Raw genomic sequence first — 18,738 nt, 5'->3', positions numbered from 1 at the left:
GTGTAATGCATCAAGGAATTTCGTTTACTTGATATGTTTTTTTGCCCTTATATCTGCTACGGAACAAAAGTCTTTTTCATCCGTTCAATTAGTTAATGCACCAAGTGGAAATTTTATTGCATTCTTTTTAAAAAAAATTAAAAAAAATATATTTTTTCCGGAATGTACCGGAGAAAGCCCGATTTTCTGCGCTTGCAACCCATATCATTGTATGTTATGATATCATGTGGTTTTCCTTGTGAAGGATTTTTATTTCAATAGGATTCGACGAAAGAAAGGAAACAGAAGATGAATCAATACTTAATTGTGTGTCCTCTTGTATTTCTGGCTGGACTGATAGATTCCATTGCCGGCGGAGGTGGACTTATTTCACTGCCTGCTTATCTTGCTGCGGGAATACCGCCCCATCTTGCAATTGGTACCAATAAGATGGGATCTGCCATGGGGACTGTGGTTTCTACGGCACGGTTTGCAAAAAATGGTTATATAAAAGTGAAGCTGTCTTTGTGCGCAGCACTTCTGGCAATAGGAGGTTCTGTCATTGGAGCCCATTTATCCATGCTTGCAAGTGAGACCGTGTTAAAAACCATGATGTTAGTGGCACTACCGGTTGTTGCATTTTATGTATTAAAGAATAAAGATTTGGGAGAGCAGGAAGAAAATAAGGAAGTATCTGAGAGAAAAATGATTCTGATCACCATAGGGGCTGCCCTTGTGATTGGCTGCTATGACGGCTTTTACGGACCTGGGACGGGAACTTTTTTGCTTCTAGTACTGACCGGCCTTGCAGGAATGGATATCAGAAGTGCTTCCGGAACCACCAAGGTGATTAATTTATCTTCCAACATTGCGGCTCTGACAACATTTTTAATAAATGGTAAAGTTTTAATTCCACTTGGTCTGGCAGCTGGTGTATTCTGTATTGCAGGACATTACATCGGTTCCGGACTTGTGGTGAAAAACGGGCTGAAGATTGTACGCCCTGTTGTACTTGTGGTTTTGTTGTGTCTCTTTGTGAAAATTATAAAAGGATAGGGAATTGATATGAAATGGAAAAAATTTACTCTTACTACAACAACGGAGGCTGTTGATTTAGTCAGCAGCATGTTTGATGAAATTGGAATTGAAGGAATTGAAATTGAAGATAATATTCCTCTTACAGAAGCGGAAACAAAAGGGATGTTCATTGACATTCTTCCGGAACTGCCCCCTGATGAGGGAGTGGCAAGAGTCAGCTTTTACTTAGATCCGGACTCTGATACCAATATAGAAGAGATGTTAATAAAGGTGGAAGAGGGACTTGACGAGCTTTCCATGTTTACGGACCTGGGAGCCCGTACCATTGAAACCAGCGAGACTGAGGACAAAGACTGGATTAATAACTGGAAACAGTATTTTAAACCATTTACTGTTGACGATATTTTAATTAAACCTACCTGGGAGGAGATTCCGGAAGAACATAAAGAAAAGCTTCTGATCGAAATTGATCCAGGTACTGCTTTTGGTACAGGACAGCATGAGACCACACAGCTTTGCATCCGTCAGTTAAAGAAATATGTAAAACCGGGTGACCTTGTTCTTGATGTGGGTACCGGCAGCGGTATTCTTGGAATTACAGCACTTAAGCTTGGAGCCGGGGAAGTATTCGGGACAGACTTAGATGAAAATGCCATCACTGCCGTTATGGAAAATATGGAATCCAATCATATTGATCCGGAGAAATTTAAGGTATTAAAAGGCAATATTATTGATGATAAAGATGTAAAAGAAGCCGCAGGCTTTGAAAAATATGATGTAGTAGTCGCCAATATTCTGGCTGATGTCATTATCCCTTTACAGAAGGAAATCCCGGTTCATATGAAGAAAGGAACTGTCTTTATTACTTCCGGTATCATTAATATGAAGGAAGAAGCTGTAAAGCAGGCATTTGCTGCCAATGATGCCTTTGAACTGGTGGAGATTACCTATCAGGGAGAATGGGTTTCTGTGACAGTCAGAAAGAAATAGGAGCGCGTCCTGCGGACATACCTTTATGTCCAAAGAACATGGACAGGAAAGAGGAAAAAATGTATCATTTTTTTGTGCAGCAGGACCAGATCGGGGAGACCACGGTCCGGATTGCCGGAACGGATGTGAACCATATAAAAAATGTTCTTCGCATGGGACCTGGAGAAGAAATTTTGCTTAGCAATGGAGTGGATAAGGATTATTTGTGTGAAATTCTGTCTATTTCTTCTGATGAGGTTATAGCAAAGATATTAGAGATCCGGGAAGGCGGCACAGAGCTGCCTGTGGAGATATATTTATTTCAGGGACTTCCCAAAAGCGACAAGATGGAACTGATCATACAAAAGGCAGTTGAACTAGGAGTCTTTAAGATCATCCCGGTTGAAACGAAGCGCGCTGTGGTGAAGCTTGATAAAAAGAAAGAAGAGTCAAAAATCAAACGCTGGGCGGCTGTTTCCGAAAGTGCGGCCAAGCAGTCCAAACGGCTTTTGATTCCGGAAGTAACCGGTGTGAAGACTCTTCGGGAAGCCTTTGAATATGCAAAGGAATTTGACATTCTTTTGCTTCCTTTTGAACATGCCGAAGGAATGATTCACACAAGAGAGATTGTTTCCCGCATAAAACCGGGTATGAAAGTTGGAATTTTCATCGGACCGGAAGGCGGCTTTGAGGACGGGGAAGTGGAACTTGGAGAATCATACGGCGCACATACAATTACACTGGGAAAACGTATTTTACGCACGGAAACAGCAGGACTTTTCGTTCTTTCTGTACTTGGTTTTCAGTTGGAAAGTGTTTAGGGAGATAACATAAATGGAAGCATATTTTGATAATTCGGCAACGACCAAAGTTCTGGAGCCGGTGAAAGAAATTGTAATAAAAACTATGATGGAGGATTATGGAAATCCATCAGCCAGGCATAAAAAAGGACTGGATGCGGAACGGTATATCAAAGAAGCTGCCGAAACCATTGCAGGAACTTTAAAGGTGGCTGCAAAGGAAATCGTATTTACATCCGGCGGTTCCGAGTCAAACAACATGGCTATTATTGAGACTGCCATGGCCAATAAACGGGCAGGAAACCATATTATCAGTACTGGAATTGAACATGCTTCCGTATACAATCCTCTTGCCTATCTGGAAGAGCAGGGATTCCGGGTGACCTATCTTTCCGTTGACGGGCAGGGCCATATTAGCCTGGAAGAATTGGAGGAAGCAATCTGTCCTGAGACGATTCTGGTTTCCATCATGTATGTAAACAATGAAATCGGCGCCATTGAACCAGTGGAAGCCATTTCTAAAATTATAAAAAAGAAAAATCCAAACATTTTATTTCATGTAGATGCCATACAGGCTTATGGGAAGCTTTTGATCCGGCCAAAGAGCCAGGGAATTGATCTGCTCTCAGTGAGTGCCCATAAAATCCATGGGCCCAAAGGGGTTGGTTTTCTTTACATTGACAAACGAGTTAAAATAAGACCCATGATTTATGGGGGAGGACAGCAAAGAGGTATGCGTTCTGGTACGGAAAATGTTCCGGGCGTTGCAGGTTTAGCTGCAGCCGCAAACTTTATGTATACCAATCACAGAGATAAGATCCGTGCAATTACAGAAATTAAGGATTATTTGATTGACAGGCTGTCAGAAATAGACGGGGTAACCATAAACAGCCAAAAAGGAGAATTGTCGGCACCACAGATTGTCAGTGCCAGCTTTTCCGGAATCCGCAGTGAAGTACTCCTTCACGCGCTGGAGGAGAAAGAGATCTATGTATCTTCAGGTTCTGCCTGTTCCTCCAATCATCCGGCTGTCAGTGGAACCTTAAAAGGAATTGGTATAAAACCGGAACTTTTGGATTCCACCTTAAGATTTAGTTTCGGAGTTTTTAATACAAGGGAAGAAGTGGACTACTGCATACAAACCTTAAAAGAACTGCTGCCTGTACTCAGGCGGTACCAGAGAGGTTAGACGGGTTTTTAAAAGAAAGGACAACAGATGCAATATCAATCATTTTTAATTAAATACGCAGAAATCGGTGTAAAAGGAAAAAACCGTTTCTTATTTGAGGATGCTCTTGTAGCACACATCCGCCATGCATTAAAGAGGCTGGACGGAGATTTTATCGTTTCCAAGGAATCAGGACGTATCTATGCCAGTGCCCAGTCTGAATTCGACTTTGATGAAGTTGTGGAATCATTAAGCCGCATATTTGGAATCGCAGCCATCTGCCCTATGGTTCAGGTGGAGGACAATGGCTATGAGGATTTAAAACAACAGGTTTTAACTTATGTGGACCAGTATTATGACGATAAGCATTTTACATTTAAAGTGTATGCAAGAAGAGGAAACAAACGGTATCCAGTTAACTCAGAGCAGATTAACCGGGATCTGGGAGAAGTGATTCTTCATACATTTCCTGACACAAAGGTAGATGTTCATAAGCCGGATGTTATGCTTTATGTAGAAGTCAGAAATAAAATTAATATTTATTCTAAAATTATTCCGGGACCAGGAGGAATGCCGGTAGGAACCAACGGAAAAGCCATGCTTTTATTATCCGGTGGAATCGACAGTCCGGTAGCCGGTTATATGATTGCAAAACGTGGAGTTAAAATTGACGCAGTCTATTTCCATGCTCCGCCATATACAAGCGAACGTGCAAAGGAAAAGGTCATTGACCTTGCAAAGCTGGTTTCCAGATATTCCGGACCAGTTCACCTTCATATCGTGAATTTTACTGACATTCAGCTTTATATTTATGATAAATGCCCTCATGAGGAGCTTACAATCATCATGAGACGCTATATGATGCGGATTGCTGAGCATCTGGCAGGAGAAGCAGGAGCGCAGGCATTGATCACAGGAGAGAGCATCGGACAGGTAGCTTCACAGACCATGCAGTCACTGGCAGCTACAGATGCAGCCTGTACAATTCCGGTATTTCGTCCGGTAATCGGTTTTGATAAGCAGGAGATTGTTGACGTATCAGAAAAGATCGGAACTTATGAGACTTCTGTACTTCCTTTTGAGGACTGCTGCACCATCTTTGTTGCAAAGCATCCCGTTACAAAGCCAAGCATTAAAATGATTGAGCGTTCAGAAGAAAAACTGGAAGAAAAGATTGATGAGCTGGTTGAGACGGCCATTCGTACCGTAGAAAAAGTCTGGTGTTAAAGAAAAAATGGGGTCCGGCTCCTTATTAAAAGGACGGATCCCATTTCTCAAATAACTCTTAATCAAGTTAATCTACAATATATGGAGATAAAATGTTTAAGATTTCATCGACAGCGCTTTCGGAATGAATATTTAAATCAATCGGCTTGGATAAATCCAGACTGAAAATACCCATAATGGATTTTGCATCGATCACATATCTACCGGAAACAAGATCAAAGTCTGTATCAAATTTTGTCAGGTCATTTACGAAAGATTTTACTTTGTCGATGGAATTTAAAGATATACGAACTGTTTTCATGTGAAAAACCTCCTTGCGTGAGCTCTTTTATTAATCAGGGAACCGCCCCCTTTTTCACTTCAATACTACTGATTTATTGTATAAAAGTCAATGGTAATTTTACATGAAAATACTGAAAATTTAAGCAATATTTAGATAGGAGAAAATAAAATGAGAAAGGCAGCCCTGCATAACCTTGGGTGCAAGGTAAATTCATATGAAACAGAAGCGATGCAGCAGCTTTTGGAAAACGCAGGCTATGAGATTGTACCATTTGCAGAGGGAGCAGACGTTTATATTATCAACACCTGTTCAGTAACCAACATTGCTGACCGAAAATCCAGACAGATGCTTCACCGTGCTAAGAAAATGAATCCCAGTGCAGTTGTGATTGCAGCCGGATGTTATGTCCAGGCAGCAGGCGAAGAACTGAAAAAAGACGAAGCTGTGGATCTGGTGATAGGAAATAATAAGAAGACAGAGCTGGTTTCCATTCTGGAGGATTATTTTGCACAAAATAAAGTGACAGAGGAAGAAACAGTAATTGACATTAGCCATACCGCTGAATATGAAAACCTTTCCATCAGCAGAATCGGTGATCATACAAGAGCATTTGTAAAGGTACAGGACGGCTGCAATCAGTTCTGCAGTTACTGCATCATCCCGTATACCAGAGGACGGGTCAGAAGCAGAAAACCCCAGGAAGTAGTAGAAGAGATCACACGGCTGGCGGCTCTGGGATATGAGGAAGCTGTTTTAACAGGAATTCATTTAAGCTCTTACGGCATGGATTTTCCGGCAGAGGAGAGAATCGGACTGCTGGAATTAATTGTAAAAGTACATGAAATACCGGAAATTAAACGAATTCGTCTTGGATCTCTGGAACCAAGGATTATAACCGAAGAATTTGCTTCAGCTCTTGCCGGGATGGAAAAGATATGTCCTCATTTCCACCTGTCTTTACAAAGCGGCTGCGATGCCACGTTAAAGCGTATGAACCGGAGATATAACACCAAAGAATACTTAACAGGCTGTGAGCTTCTTCGCAGCGCATTTAAGAATCCAGCCATAACGACCGATATCATAGTAGGGTTTCCTGGGGAAACCGACGCTGAATTTGAAACCACCAGAGAATATTTAAAGAAACTTCAGTTTTACGAAATGCATGTGTTTAAATATTCGGTCAGAAACGGAACCAGAGCGGCAGATATGCCGGATCAGATCCCTGAATCTGTAAAAACAAAACGAAGCGGTGAGCTTTTGTCTCTGGAACGGGAAATGTCACTTTCTTACAGGGAATCTCATTTAGGAAGCCAGACCGAAGTGCTGATGGAAGAGGAATATGAGATAGATGGAAAGCGCTATGTGATTGGTCATACAAAAGAATATATCAAAGCAGCAGTGCCTTTTGAAGAAGGAATAAAAGGCAGGATGATAAAGGGAACTTTATGGAAAATGCTGACAGATGAAATCATATTTTTAAAATGTTAAGAGACAAAAATTATTTTTGTCTTGCCGAATCCATGATTATGGTTTAAAATAAAGGAGAACAGTTAAAGGACGTGAGAAACATGGGCGATATTCATAATACACAATTTTTTAAAGCAGTCCAGGAAAATAAGCTGGACGTAAGTCAGGTACTGGAACAGGTTTATATTGCCCTCACAGAAAAAGGCTATAATCCGGTTAACCAGATTGTGGGGTATATTATGTCAGGTGACCCTACCTATATCACCAGCCATAAGAATGCCAGAAGTCTGATCATGAAAGTGGAACGGGACGAGATTCTGGAAGAACTGATGCGGGTATATATTGATACGAAGTTAAAGTAATGACGCCATTAGGTGTCTGTCGGGTAGGTTTCAACTCTATAAGACCTTTGCAATGCGTTACAGCTGTCAGATGAAGTGGTAAGAGGCGGAGTCTGGCAGTTTGTTTTTATCTAGTTGGCTGCGAACCAGCTTTGTTTTGTTGTCCAAAAAGCATGGACAGGAAAGAGGAGCGTTCTAACGAACATACCTTTATGTCCAAAAAGCATGGACAGGAAAGAGGAGCGTTCTAACGAACATACCTTTATGTCCAGAAAGCATGGACAGGAAAGAGGAGCGTTCTAACGAACATACCTTTATGTCCAGAAAGCATGGACAGGAAAGAGGAGCGTTCTAACGAACATACCTTTATGTCCAGAAAGCATGGACAGGAAAGAGGAAATATGAGGATCATGGGACTTGATTACGGCTCTAAGACTGTGGGAGTTGCAGTTTCCGACTTACTGGGTATAACTGCCCAGGGTGTGGAGACAATTACGAGAGAAGAAGAAAATAAACTGAGAAGAACCTGTGCCCGGATTGAGGAACTGATTCAGGATTATGAGATTGAAACCATTGTTTTGGGTTATCCTAAGAATATGAATAACACGGCTGGAGACAGAGCTAAGAAGACTGAGGAATTTAAAGATATGCTGGAACGCCGGACAGGAATTCCTGTGGTTTTATGGGATGAGAGACTGACTACGGCCGCTTCTGAAAGAATTTTAATGGAGAGCGGTGTGAGACGGGAAAACCGGAAAGCAGTCATTGACAAGGTAGCAGCAGGATTGATTCTGCAGGGATATTTAGACAGTTTAAAACGGGAGACAGGCAATGAACAGTGAAGAGAGAAAAATTACCCTGACCAATGACGAAGGGGAAGAAATTATTTTTTATGTGTTAGAAGAAACCAGAATTAATGGTATGAATTATCTGTTGGTAACTGATTCCACAGATGAGGATGAAGAAGGAGAATGTTACATCTTAAAAGACATGTCAAAGCAGAATGAAGAGGAAGCTTTGTATGAGTTTGTTGAGGATGATAACGAGATAGATTATTTATTTAAAATATTTTCCGAACTGCTTGACGGAGCGGATGTGGATATTGAAAAATGATGGTAAGTGATTGAGGGACTGTTGTATGGAACAGGAAGTTTTTAAAGACATGCTTCGAAAAAAAGGACTCAAGGTGACCAATCAGCGTATGCTGGTGCTGGAACTCATGGCTGAGCGTCCGGGAGAACATCTGACTGCAGAGGAGATTTATGATCTGGCCAGACAGAGCTGCCCGGAGATCGGACTTGCCACGATTTACAGGACTGTGCAGGTGCTGGTGGATTTGTCAGTGATTGATAAGGTCAGCTTTGATGATGGATTTGCCCGCTACGAACTGGGGGGCTTTAATCGTGAGTCCGGACACCACCACCACCACGCCATTTGCAGCCGATGCCAAAAAGTATTTTCCTTTAAGGGCGACCTTTTAGATACTCTGGAACAGGCACTTCTTGATACAGAGGGGTTTATGGTAACAGATCATGAAGTGAAACTTCACGGGTACTGCAGGGAATGCCGGGAAAAAATGGAAGAAGATCAGGACGGAAATAATAAAACGGAGGTAAAAGATTGAAGAAACAAGACAGCAACGCGAAAGTAAAAATCATTCCATTAGGAGGAATGGAGCAGATTGGTATGAATATCACTGCTTTTGAATACGAGGACAGCATCATTGTTGTGGACTGCGGACTTGCATTTCCCACAGATGATATGCTTGGAATCGACCTGGTAATCCCGGATGTTTCCTACTTGAAACAAAATATTAACAAAGTAAAGGGATTTGTTATCACCCATGGTCACGAGGATCATATCGGTGCACTCCCTTATATCTTAAAAGAGATCAATGTGCCGGTTTATGGTACCAAACTGACCATTGCATTAATTGAGAACAAATTAAAAGAACATAATCTTTTGAAAAACACCAAGAGAAAGGTGATTAAACATGGACAGTCCATTAATTTAGGCTGCTTCCGTATTGAATTCATCAAGACAAACCACAGCATCGCCGATGCATCTGCCCTCGCTATTTTCTCACCGGCAGGTGTAATTCTTCATACAGGAGACTTTAAGATTGATTATACTCCCGTATTTGGAGAACCGGCAGATTTAGAGCGTTTTGCAGAACTTGGAAAAAAAGGCGTGCTTGCCCTCATGTGTGACAGTACCAATGCCATGAGACCAGGCTTTACCCAGTCGGAAAAGACGGTTGGAAAGACCTTTGATAATATATTTGCAGACCATAAGAATAACCGTATCATAGTGGCAACTTTTGCATCCAATGTGGACCGTGTTCAGCAGGTAATCAATTCCGCTGCCAAGAACGGGCGTAAAGTTGTAGTAGAAGGAAGAAGTATGGTTAATGTTATTGGTACAGCCAGTGAACTGGGTTATATTGATATCCCGGAAGGCACATTAATTGACATTGATCAGCTGAAGAATTATCCCGATGAGCAGACCGTGTTAATCACTACGGGAAGCCAGGGAGAATCCATGGCAGCTCTTTCCCGTATGGCTGGAAGTACTCATAAGAAAATTTCCATTAAGCCAAATGATGTAATTATATTAAGCTCCAACCCGATTCCTGGCAATGAAAAAGCAGTTTCCAAGGTAGTAAACGAGCTTTCCATGAAGGGTGCTGAGGTAATCTGCGAAGATACCCATGTATCCGGACACGCATGTCAGGAAGAAATTAAGCTTATGTATGCACTGGTTCGTCCTCAGTACGCCATTCCGGTACATGGAGAATACCGCCACTTAATTGCACAAAAGAGTGTGGTTCAGTCCATGGGTATTCCAAAGGAGAACGTAATTATCATGTCCTCCGGTGACGTAGTGGAGCTGGGATCAGAATCCTGGAAAGTTGTAGATCACGTTCAGTCCGGAGGTATCCTGGTAGACGGACTTGGAGTTGGTGATGTAGGCAATATCGTATTAAGAGACAGACAGAATCTGGCACAGAACGGAATTATTGTGGTTGTGCTGACTCTGGAAAAATATTCCAATCAGCTTCTTGCAGGACCAGACATTGTGTCCAGAGGATTTGTATATGTAAGAGAATCTGAGGATCTGATGGAAGAGGCAAGAGCCATTGTAAATGATGCAGTTCAGGACTGCCTGGAACGCAAAATCAACGACTGGGGTAAAATCAAGAATATTATCCGGGACAGCTTAAGCGATTTCCTTTGGAAGCGTATGAAGCGTAATCCCATGATTCTGCCGATCATTATGGAGGTATAGGAGTTTTATTAAACTCCTGCCTTTAAGGCGAAAGGAATGGATCGTTATGAGCCGGACAACGAATGAGATAAATAAAATAACAGGAGCGATTATAGCCATATCCTCCAGACTTATCATTTTTGCACTGGTCGTAATGCTGCTATATGAAGGCGTGACCAGAGGCTATGATTTTGGTCATGAGATATTCTATGCCTCCGCAGTGGAACAAAAACCCGGCCAGGATAAGAACATTACTGTGGAAAAGGGTGCATCAGCTGCGCGGGTAGCCAGACTTTTAAAGGGAAGCGGCTTAATTGCCAATGAATATTCCTTTATCATACAGGCAGAGTTCTTTGATTATAAGGTGAATCCGGGTATCTATACCTTTAATACTTCCATGACCTCCAAGGAGATCCTTCAGATGATGAATGATAATACGGAGGAAAAGAAAGATAAACAATGATTGTTAACGACAGGATAACGGAATATATTAAATCTCTGGAGACAGACCGCAGCGGTCTTCTTACAGAGATTGGAGAAAAGGCAAGACTAGAAGGGGTTCCGGTGATCCGGGAAGAAACCGCCGCTTTTTTACAGACAATGACTGCCGCCATGCAGCCACAGGCCATATTGGAGGTGGGAACAGCGGTTGGTTATTCTGCCCTTTTAATGGCGGAGGTTATGCCCCGTAACTGCCATATCACTACCATAGAAAAATACGAGAAGAGAATTCCCCAGGCCAAGTCTAACTTTGAAAAAGCCGGAGAAAAGGATCGAATTACCCTGTATGAAGGGGATGCCGAGGAGGTATTAGAGGGGCTTAGCGGCCCCTTTGACCTTGTCTTTTTAGATGCCGCCAAAGGCCAGTATTTAATCTGGCTTCCCAGAATTCTTGAACTTTTAAGGCCAGGCGGAATGCTGATTTCAGACAATGTTCTTCAGGATGGAGACATTATAGAATCCCGCTATGCAGTAGAGCGGCGCAACCGGACCATTCATACCCGGATGCGGGAATATCTGTTTGAATTAAAGCATTGTGACCAGCTTATTACATCGGTGGTTCCCATTGGAGACGGAATTACTGTCAGCATTTTAAAAGAGAAGTACGAGAGAGGAGTTTCATGAGAAAGACCGAACTTTTGATTCCGGCAGGCAGCCTGGAAGTGTTAAAAACCGCAGTTATTTACGGTGCAGATGCTGTTTATATCGGAGGAGAAGCCTTTGGACTGCGCGCCAAGGCAAAAAACTTCACAAATGATGATATCCGGGAAGGAATTGCCTTTGCCCACGAACACGGGGTAAAAGTTTATATTACAGCCAATATTCTGGCTCACAACGATGATCTTTCCGGAGTAGAGGAATATTTTAACGAATTAAAAGAAATAAAACCAGATGCGGTGATTATTTCCGATCCGGGTGTTTTTGCCATTGCAAAACGGGTGATTCCGGATATGGAGCTTCATATCAGCACCCAGGCCAACAATACAAATTACGGAACTTATCTGTTCTGGCATCAGCTGGGAGCAAAACGTGTGGTATCAGCCAGAGAACTGTCCCTTGCAGAGATTAAAGAAATCAGGGGAAAGATTCCGGAAGATTTAGAAATTGAAAGCTTTATACACGGAGCCATGTGCATGTCCTATTCCGGCCGTTGTTTACTGAGCAACTATATGACGGGCAGAGATGCAAACCAGGGAGCCTGTACCCATCCCTGCAGATGGAAATATTCCATTGTGGAAGAAAAGCGACCGGGTGAGTATATGCCGGTTTATGAAAATGAGCGTGGAACCTATATCTTTAATTCCAAGGATCTGTGTATGATTGAACATATACCGGAGATGATGGATGCGGGGATCGACAGCTTTAAGATTGAAGGGCGTATGAAAACGGCTCTTTATGTGGCGACGGTAGCAAGAACTTACCGGAAAGCCATTGATGATTACAACAAAGATCCTGAGCTTTATAAAGCTAATATGGACTGGTATCGTTCTGAAATCGGAAAATGCACCTACAGGGAGTTCACAACCGGGTTCTATTTTGGCAAACCGGATGAGACTACCCAGATCTACGACAACAATACCTATGTAAAAAACTACACCTATTTAGGAACGGTCCTTGCAGTTGATGAGAGAGGGTATGCACGAATCGAGCAGAAGAATAAATTCACGGTTGGAGAGACCATTGAGGTCATGAAACCTGACGGAAGAAATCTGGAGGCTGTTGTGAAAGCTATTTACGACGAAAACGGAAACAATCTGGAAAGTGCTCCCCATCCCCAGCAAATTCTCTATGTAGAACTAACCGTGGAGATGGAACCATATGACATTCTTCGCAGAAGTGAATTGAAATAAATAAGACAAGTAAGGAAATGAAGGTTTCGGTCTTCTTCCTTACTTGTCTTTTTCGTATTGCTCAGATAACATGACAAAATAGTTTCATTGAAAAAAATATTAATAACTTGACAATTAGAATTCTAACTGTTAGAATTCAATCTGTATTAGAAATGGGGGAAATTTATGTATCATAAGTTAATGCTGGAAAACCAGACAATGTTTACAAAGCAGGTATTTGAGCAGCTGGAAGGCAGAGAACTATCTTCGGGACAACCAAAGATCTTAGAATATCTTTATGAACATGACGGCTCAGTACAAAAGGATATTGCGCAGGCATGCAAAATAGAGCCTGCTACCGTTACCAGTCTGTTATCCAGAATGGAAAAAAGTGAGATTATTGAGCGAAGAATGCAAAATAATAATCGCAGGTTCTGGTATGTGTACTTAACAGAAAAAGGAAGAGAGGAAGCCGTTTATGTAAAAAAAGCATTTGATACTGTGAAAGAAATTGCATTAAAGGATTTTACAAACAAAGAAAAAGAACTATTTATCCAGTATTTAAAACGGGTAAATAAGAATTTAAAGGAAGAGTTAATTTGAACAGAAGAGAATTAGCAAAACGTTATATTATATTTCTGATTGGATTGTACATCAATTCATTTGGTGTAAGTTTCGTCACAAAGGCAAATCTGGGAACATCACCCATTTCGAGCATTCCATATGTTTTAAGCCTTGGATTCAATCCTACATTAGGACAGTTTACAATCATATTTAGTCTGTTATTAATTGTATTACAGGTTATAATACTTGGTAAAAATTTTCAGAAGGTACAGTTACTTCAGATACCGGTCTCAATTGCATTCGGATATTTCATTGATTCATCTATGAAAGTATTGGCATGGCTTAACCCAGACCAATATTATTTAAAGATTGCCTCATTGATAATTGGCTGTGTCATATTAGGATTTGGTGTTTATCTGGAAGTGATTGCAGATGTGGTGATGCTTTCGGGAGAAGCTTTTGTTAAGGCGATATCACAAAGATTTAAAGTGGAGTTTGGAATAACAAAAGTATGTTTTGATACATCCATGACAGTAATTGCTGGAATTGTTTCCATCTTTTTATTTCGTGAAATACAGGGAGTTCGGGAAGGAACCATTATTGCAGCTTTCGTTGTAGGACTCATTGCCAGGTTTTTCAAAAGAATGCTTTCTCCTTTGACAGACTGGTTATTTCTGGAACAAACAAATGCAGAAAGCAATCCTATGAGACCAAAGCAGGACCCACTGGTTATTACCATCTCACGGGAGTATGGCAGCGGAGGCAGAGAAATTGGAAAACTGATCGCAGAAAAGCTTGGGATTTCTTATTATGACGATGAACTCATCGGTCAGGTTGCAAAAGAAATGGGTTATTCAGATGAAATTGTTCTGATTAACGATCAGAAATTGACACATAGTTTTCTTTATGATCTATATACGCAAAATTATGCTTATATCTATGGAGAAGATGGAAAATATGATGCAATTTTTCATGCGCAGGAAAAAACAATCAAAGAAATCACCACAAAGGAATCCTGCGTTATCATAGGAAGACTTGCGAATTTTATCCTGGCAGAACAAAAGAATACATTTCATGTCTTTATCTGCGCAGATATGGCTTCTAAAGTAAAACGTGTTATGATGCGCGAAAGCCTTAAAGAAAAAGAGGCTGAGAAGAAAATTAGAAAAGCAGAATCTGAACGCAAAAATTTTTGCAGGCATTTCATGCAAAAAGAATGGGGACTGGCGAATGCATATGATTTATCATTAAAGGCGGACAGATATGGAATAGAAAAAGCTGCGGAAATAATTATGGAATTAGCTAAATAAATGCAGATTTGTTTTGACGTACCTAATTTCAATAAAACAGAATTCAAGCACTGTCCGGCATGGCAGGTTAACTGCCGGATGGTGTTTTTCTTTTATAGCAAAACCGGGTGGTTGTTGTAGAAACTGCCATATTGTGGTATGCTATAGAATGTCTAAATCAGTTTAATTAAAATAGAAGCTGACAGAGCGGAGGCTTACGTATGATATGGATTTTGTGGCTGACAGCAGTTATATGTGTCATTTATTATATCGTGATCGTGGTTTATTCCGGTATAACCACATCATTTTCCCTGATCTGGCTGTTTTTTGCCGCCATATGCATGTTATTGGCAGGAGGATGGGAAACTTATATAAAGCATAAGGATAAGGTGCCTTTGTGGGTTCCGGTTTCAGCTGCCACCATGTGCTGCACCGGCATTTTAGTGTTTGCTGTGGTTGAAATTCTGGTATTTACAGGTGTGGCTGTCCGTGATACCTCGAATCTGGACTATGTGATCGTTCTGGGGGCGAAAGTAAAGGAGACAGGAATTACAAAATCCTTAAAAAAACGCCTGGACAAGGCGGTGGAGTATGTGGATAAGAACCCAGGCACCATTCTCGTTTTATCCGGTGCCAAAGGAGAAGATGAGCCGGTTGCCGAGGCAGAGGCTATGAGAGACTATCTGATTTATAATGGTGTTAGAGAAGAACAGCTTATTTTAGAGACCCGTTCTTTCAGCACGGTTGAGAATATTGCGTACAGCCGTGTTGCCATTGAAGAGGACCAGGCAAGGAAAAAGGCCAGCCGGTTAAACAGCCCGGGCATTGTGGTTCCGGGGGCATTTGAAGAGGTGCCCGATAAACCCATAAGAGTGGGAGTGCTGACCAGTGATTTTCACGTATTTCGCGCCCAGCAAATTGCTAAAAAATGGGGGATTCCTGATATTTACGGAATATCCTGCGGATCCGATCCTGTTCTTTTTCTACATTTTTGCGTCAGAGAATGCGCGGCTATATTAAAAGACAAATTAGTGGGCAATATGTAATTAATACAGAATTTGCAGGAGGAAGAAATCATATATGAATCAATTAAAAAAACTTGCAGCCTATGAGGTTGTGGAGGAAAAAGAAATTGAGGAGTTAAACGCAACAGGATGCGTACTCCATCATAAGAAAAGCGGAGCAAGAATTTTCATTATACCGTGTGACGATGATAATAAGGTATTTAACATTGGATTCAGGACTCCTCCGGCGGACAGCACCGGAGTGGCACACATTCTGGAACACAGCGTTTTATGTGGTTCTGATCAGTTCCCTGTAAAAGACCCGTTTGTGGAATTGGTCAAAGGTTCTCTTAATACTTTCTTAAATGCCATGACTTATCCGGATAAAACTGTTTACCCGGTTGCCAGCTGCAATGAAAAGGATTTTCACAACCTGATGAATGTCTATATGGATGCAGTACTTCATCCCAACATTTATAAAGAAGAGAAAATCTTTATGCAGGAAGGCTGGCATTATGAGCTGGAAGAGAAAGACTCGGATTTAATCTACAACGGAGTGGTTTACAACGAAATGAAAGGTGCTTTTTCCTCTCCGGAAGAAGTTCTTGACCGTTTTACCAGAAAGGTACTTTTCCCGGATAACTGCTATGGTCAGGAATCCGGCGGAGATCCATCCTTTATCCCGGATCTCACATATGAGGAGTTTTTAAATTTCCACAGAAAGTATTATCACCCATCCAACAGTTATATTTACCTTTACGGCGATATGGATATGGAAGAGAAGCTTACATGGCTGGACCGTGAGTATTTAAGCCACTATGATCAGGCAGAGGTTGATTCCAGAATTGAGAGACAGAAACCGTTTGAACATCCGGTACAGGAAGAGACATACTATTCCATAACAGAAGGGGAATCTGAAGAAAACGCCACCTATCTTTCCATCAATACCGTAGTGGGTACCGATTTAGACCCCAAACTGTATGTGGCATTCCAGATTCTTGAATATACCCTTCTTGATGCGCCAGGTGCTCCTTTAAAGCAGGCACTGATTGATGCAGGAATTGGTCAGGATATTCTTGGTGGATATGACAGCGGAATTTTGCAGCCGTATTTTACGGTGATTGCAAAGAATGCCAACAAAGAACAGCTGGGAGAATTCCTTGCAGTTGTCAAAGGAACCTTAAGAAAGCTGGCAGATGAGGGCATTAACAAAAAGAGTTTAAAGGCAGGCATGAATTACTATGAATTCCGTTATCGGGAAGCAGATTACGGTTCCGCACCAAAGGGGCTGATGTATGGACTTCAGTGTATGGACAGCTGGCTTTATGATGGTGATCCCATGATGCATTTACAGTATCAGGCCACCTTTGATTATTTAAAGAAAGTAGTGGATGACGGCTATTTTGAACAGCTGATCAGAGAGTATCTGTTAGATAATCCCTTTGAGGCAGTATTGACCGTCAGCCCGAAAAAGAACTTAACAGCGGAAGAAGACAGAAAAACAGCCGCAAAGCTTGCTGAATATAAGGCATCTCTTTCCGAAGAAAAGATTGACCGGTTAATTATTCAGACAAAAGCGTTAAGGGAATATCAGGAAAACCCGTCTCCCCAGGAGGATTTGGAAAAGATCCCCATGCTTGCCAGAGAAGATATCAGCAGGGAGCCGGAGGAGATTATCTGGGAAGAGAAGGAGGTCCATGGAGTTAAGGTTCTTCATCATGAGATGTTCAGCTCCGGTATTGGTTACCTGAAAGTACTGTTTGATACATCGGTTCTGCCGATGGAGGATTTACCTTATGTAGGATTTTTAAAATCCCTGCTTGGATATGTAAATACTGAGAATTACACTTACGGAGATTTAGCCAGTGAGATCCATTTAAACAGCGGCGGTGTTAGCTTTAGTGTCACCTCTTATCCTGATTTACAAAACAGAGGTCAGTTTAAAGGCTACTTCATGGCAAGTGCAAGAGTGCTCTATGATAAAATTGATTTCGGATTTTCTATTTTAAATGAAATACTGACCCGTTCTCTTTTAGATGATGAAAAGCGGGTGGGTGAGGTAATCAGCGAAACCAGATCCAGAGCAAGAATGAAGCTGGAGGGTGCCTGCCATTCGGCGGCAGTGGCGAGAGCTACATCCTATTTTTCCTCAGCTTCCTACTTTAATGATATAACTGGCGGAATCGGTTATTATGAATTTTTGGAAAAGCTGGATAAAGAATATCCGGCTGATAAGAAAACATTTATAGCCAGATTTCAGTCTGTGGTGAAAAAGCTTTTTACAACCGGCAATATGCTGGTCAGCTATACAGCAGATAAAGAAGGTTATGCCCTTCTGCCTGATGCAATGAAAAAGCTGACGGATGGGCTGCCTGCTGGAGACGAAAAACGGTATTCATTCCTCTACCCGTCAGGCAACAGAAACGAAGGCTTCACAACCGCTTCCCAGGTCAACTATGTGGCAAGATGCGGAACCTTTGCAGGCACTGGAATGGAGTATACGGGAGCATTGAAGATCTTAAAAGTCATTTTAAGCTATGACTACCTTTGGATCAATTTGAGAGTCAAGGGAGGCGCTTACGGCTGCATGAGCGGATTCGGGCGTTCCGGCGAAGGCTATTTTGCTTCTTACCGGGATCCTAACTTAAAAGAGACAAACCAGATCTACGAAGGTGTGGTGGAATATTTAGAAAACTTCCAGGTCGAAGATCGGGATATGACCAAATACGTAATCGGAACCATCAGTGATATGGATGTCCCCTATCCGCCGTCTACCAAGGGAAACCGCGGTCTGTCCGCCTATTTATCAGGCGTGACCAGTGAAATGATGGAAAAAGAGCGGAAAGAAGTATTAAATGCATCACAGGAAGATATCAGAAGACTGGCTCCTATCGTAAAAGCGGTATTAAGCACCGGCAGTCTCTGTGTCATTGGTAATGAAGAAAAAATCGCAGCGGAAAGCTCTATGTTTGCAGAGACAAAGAACTTATTCCACTCATAACACAAAGGAGA

The 18,738-nt window shown here is 41.7% G+C and carries 19 protein-coding genes; 18 read left to right on the top strand and 1 reads right to left on the bottom strand.

The features are described from left to right. The first annotated feature begins 288 nt into the window (after positions 1 to 288). From ACOAOT_RS16155 to thiI, 5 genes are read left to right on the top strand one after another with little or no spacing between them, the layout of a single operon-like run. Positions 289 to 1,035: a sulfite exporter TauE/SafE family protein gene (locus ACOAOT_RS16155; protein ID WP_420217937.1), complete on the top strand. Its 747-nt coding sequence runs from the start codon at positions 289 to 291 to the stop codon at positions 1,033 to 1,035. 9 nt (positions 1,036 to 1,044) lie between these two features. Next, positions 1,045 to 2,007, top strand: a complete 963-nt coding sequence (gene prmA, locus ACOAOT_RS16150; protein WP_420217936.1) for a 50S ribosomal protein L11 methyltransferase — start codon at positions 1,045 to 1,047, stop codon at positions 2,005 to 2,007. 59 nt (positions 2,008 to 2,066) lie between these two features. Beyond that, positions 2,067 to 2,807 carry a 16S rRNA (uracil(1498)-N(3))-methyltransferase gene (locus ACOAOT_RS16145; RefSeq protein ID WP_420217935.1) on the top strand — a complete coding sequence of 247 codons (741 nt, stop codon included), beginning with the start codon at positions 2,067 to 2,069 and terminating at the stop codon, positions 2,805 to 2,807. 13 nt (positions 2,808 to 2,820) lie between these two features. Continuing rightward, a complete protein-coding gene (locus tag ACOAOT_RS16140) occupies positions 2,821 to 3,975 on the top strand; it encodes a cysteine desulfurase family protein (protein ID WP_420217934.1) in 1,155 nt (384 codons plus the stop codon). A 27-nt stretch (positions 3,976 to 4,002) separates the two neighbouring features. Continuing rightward, entirely contained in the window at positions 4,003 to 5,181 is a 1,179-nt protein-coding gene (gene thiI / locus ACOAOT_RS16135) for a tRNA uracil 4-sulfurtransferase ThiI (RefSeq protein ID WP_420217933.1), read from the top strand. Between the two features lie 67 nt (positions 5,182 to 5,248). On the opposite strand, the gene ACOAOT_RS16130 is transcribed toward thiI, so the two are convergent. Then, positions 5,249 to 5,482 carry an HPr family phosphocarrier protein gene (locus tag ACOAOT_RS16130; protein ID WP_104436689.1) on the bottom strand — a complete coding sequence of 78 codons (234 nt, stop codon included), beginning with the start codon at positions 5,480 to 5,482 and terminating at the stop codon, positions 5,249 to 5,251. 150 nt (positions 5,483 to 5,632) lie between these two features. Here ACOAOT_RS16130 and mtaB point away from each other — a divergent pair, with 150 nt between their 5' ends. From mtaB to ACOAOT_RS16065, 13 genes are all read left to right on the top strand, one after another. Continuing rightward, entirely contained in the window at positions 5,633 to 6,952 is a 1,320-nt protein-coding gene (mtaB, locus tag ACOAOT_RS16125) for a tRNA (N(6)-L-threonylcarbamoyladenosine(37)-C(2))-methylthiotransferase MtaB (RefSeq protein WP_420217932.1), read from the top strand. An 80-nt stretch (positions 6,953 to 7,032) separates the two neighbouring features. Continuing rightward, a complete protein-coding gene (locus tag ACOAOT_RS16120) occupies positions 7,033 to 7,293 on the top strand; it encodes an IreB family regulatory phosphoprotein (protein WP_104436687.1) in 261 nt (86 codons plus the stop codon). A 380-nt stretch (positions 7,294 to 7,673) separates the two neighbouring features. Continuing rightward, entirely contained in the window at positions 7,674 to 8,114 is a 441-nt protein-coding gene (ruvX, locus tag ACOAOT_RS16115) for a Holliday junction resolvase RuvX (protein ID WP_277408903.1), read from the top strand. Beyond that, positions 8,104 to 8,385, top strand: coding sequence for a DUF1292 domain-containing protein (locus ACOAOT_RS16110; RefSeq protein WP_277408902.1), 282 nt, complete (start codon positions 8,104 to 8,106; stop codon positions 8,383 to 8,385). Before ruvX ends, ACOAOT_RS16110 begins: the two co-directional genes overlap by 11 nt. Before the next feature lie 25 nt (positions 8,386 to 8,410). After that, positions 8,411 to 8,896, top strand: a complete 486-nt coding sequence (locus tag ACOAOT_RS16105; protein WP_420217931.1) for a Fur family transcriptional regulator — start codon at positions 8,411 to 8,413, stop codon at positions 8,894 to 8,896. Continuing rightward, on the top strand, positions 8,893 to 10,560 hold the full coding sequence (locus ACOAOT_RS16100; RefSeq protein ID WP_277408901.1) for a ribonuclease J: 1,668 nt from the start codon (positions 8,893 to 8,895) through the stop codon (positions 10,558 to 10,560). The genes ACOAOT_RS16105 and ACOAOT_RS16100 overlap by 4 nt, the downstream gene beginning before the upstream one ends. A gap of 46 nt (positions 10,561 to 10,606) precedes the next feature. Next, positions 10,607 to 11,002: an endolytic transglycosylase MltG gene (locus tag ACOAOT_RS16095; protein WP_104436683.1), complete on the top strand. Its 396-nt coding sequence runs from the start codon at positions 10,607 to 10,609 to the stop codon at positions 11,000 to 11,002. Further along, positions 10,999 to 11,664, top strand: coding sequence for an O-methyltransferase (locus ACOAOT_RS16090; protein WP_420217930.1), 666 nt, complete (start codon positions 10,999 to 11,001; stop codon positions 11,662 to 11,664). The genes ACOAOT_RS16095 and ACOAOT_RS16090 overlap by 4 nt, the downstream gene beginning before the upstream one ends. Beyond that, positions 11,661 to 12,890 (top strand): peptidase U32 family protein, encoded by a 1,230-nt coding sequence (locus tag ACOAOT_RS16085; RefSeq protein ID WP_420217929.1) that lies wholly within the window; start codon positions 11,661 to 11,663, stop codon positions 12,888 to 12,890. Before ACOAOT_RS16090 ends, ACOAOT_RS16085 begins: the two co-directional genes overlap by 4 nt. A gap of 165 nt (positions 12,891 to 13,055) precedes the next feature. Beyond that, on the top strand, positions 13,056 to 13,472 hold the full coding sequence (locus ACOAOT_RS16080) for a MarR family winged helix-turn-helix transcriptional regulator (protein WP_420217928.1): 417 nt from the start codon (positions 13,056 to 13,058) through the stop codon (positions 13,470 to 13,472). Beyond that, a complete protein-coding gene (locus ACOAOT_RS16075; protein ID WP_420217927.1) occupies positions 13,469 to 14,743 on the top strand; it encodes a DUF6198 family protein in 1,275 nt (424 codons plus the stop codon). The genes ACOAOT_RS16080 and ACOAOT_RS16075 overlap by 4 nt, the downstream gene beginning before the upstream one ends. Positions 14,744 to 14,943: 200 nt before the next feature. Next, positions 14,944 to 15,768, top strand: coding sequence for a YdcF family protein (locus ACOAOT_RS16070; protein ID WP_420217926.1), 825 nt, complete (start codon positions 14,944 to 14,946; stop codon positions 15,766 to 15,768). Positions 15,769 to 15,802: 34 nt separating this feature from the next. After that, positions 15,803 to 18,727: an insulinase family protein gene (locus tag ACOAOT_RS16065; RefSeq protein ID WP_420217925.1), complete on the top strand. Its 2,925-nt coding sequence runs from the start codon at positions 15,803 to 15,805 to the stop codon at positions 18,725 to 18,727. Positions 18,728 to 18,738 lie beyond the last annotated feature (11 nt).

The organism is Lacrimispora struthionigena (assembly GCF_048627165.1).
Classification (GTDB): Bacteria; Bacillota; Clostridia; order Lachnospirales; family Lachnospiraceae; genus Lacrimispora.
Note: the sequence above shows the minus strand (reverse complement) of the source record. Positions and strands in the feature narration are given on the sequence as shown.

Excerpts from the sequence above, each read along its gene's own strand:
- ACOAOT_RS16120 (WP_104436687.1), top strand. The coding sequence starts at position 7,033 with ATGGGCGATATTCATAATACACAATTTTTTAAAGCAGTCCAGGAAAAT.
- ACOAOT_RS16070 (WP_420217926.1), top strand. The coding sequence starts at position 14,944 with ATGATATGGATTTTGTGGCTGACAGCAGTTATATGTGTCATTTATTAT.
- thiI (WP_420217933.1), top strand. The coding sequence starts at position 4,003 with ATGCAATATCAATCATTTTTAATTAAATACGCAGAAATCGGTGTAAAA.
- ACOAOT_RS16145 (WP_420217935.1), top strand. The coding sequence starts at position 2,067 with ATGTATCATTTTTTTGTGCAGCAGGACCAGATCGGGGAGACCACGGTC.
- ACOAOT_RS16110 (WP_277408902.1), top strand. The coding sequence starts at position 8,104 with ATGAACAGTGAAGAGAGAAAAATTACCCTGACCAATGACGAAGGGGAA.
- ACOAOT_RS16065 (WP_420217925.1), top strand. The coding sequence starts at position 15,803 with ATGAATCAATTAAAAAAACTTGCAGCCTATGAGGTTGTGGAGGAAAAA.
- ACOAOT_RS16090 (WP_420217930.1), top strand. The coding sequence starts at position 10,999 with ATGATTGTTAACGACAGGATAACGGAATATATTAAATCTCTGGAGACA.
- ACOAOT_RS16080 (WP_420217928.1), top strand. The coding sequence starts at position 13,056 with ATGTATCATAAGTTAATGCTGGAAAACCAGACAATGTTTACAAAGCAG.
- ruvX (WP_277408903.1), top strand. The coding sequence starts at position 7,674 with ATGAGGATCATGGGACTTGATTACGGCTCTAAGACTGTGGGAGTTGCA.
- ACOAOT_RS16095 (WP_104436683.1), top strand. The coding sequence starts at position 10,607 with ATGAGCCGGACAACGAATGAGATAAATAAAATAACAGGAGCGATTATA.
- ACOAOT_RS16140 (WP_420217934.1), top strand. The coding sequence starts at position 2,821 with ATGGAAGCATATTTTGATAATTCGGCAACGACCAAAGTTCTGGAGCCG.
- prmA (WP_420217936.1), top strand. The coding sequence starts at position 1,045 with ATGAAATGGAAAAAATTTACTCTTACTACAACAACGGAGGCTGTTGAT.
- ACOAOT_RS16105 (WP_420217931.1), top strand. The coding sequence starts at position 8,411 with ATGGAACAGGAAGTTTTTAAAGACATGCTTCGAAAAAAAGGACTCAAG.
- ACOAOT_RS16085 (WP_420217929.1), top strand. The coding sequence starts at position 11,661 with ATGAGAAAGACCGAACTTTTGATTCCGGCAGGCAGCCTGGAAGTGTTA.
- mtaB (WP_420217932.1), top strand. The coding sequence starts at position 5,633 with ATGAGAAAGGCAGCCCTGCATAACCTTGGGTGCAAGGTAAATTCATAT.
- ACOAOT_RS16155 (WP_420217937.1), top strand. The coding sequence starts at position 289 with ATGAATCAATACTTAATTGTGTGTCCTCTTGTATTTCTGGCTGGACTG.
- ACOAOT_RS16130 (WP_104436689.1), bottom strand. The coding sequence starts at position 5,482 with ATGAAAACAGTTCGTATATCTTTAAATTCCATCGACAAAGTAAAATCT.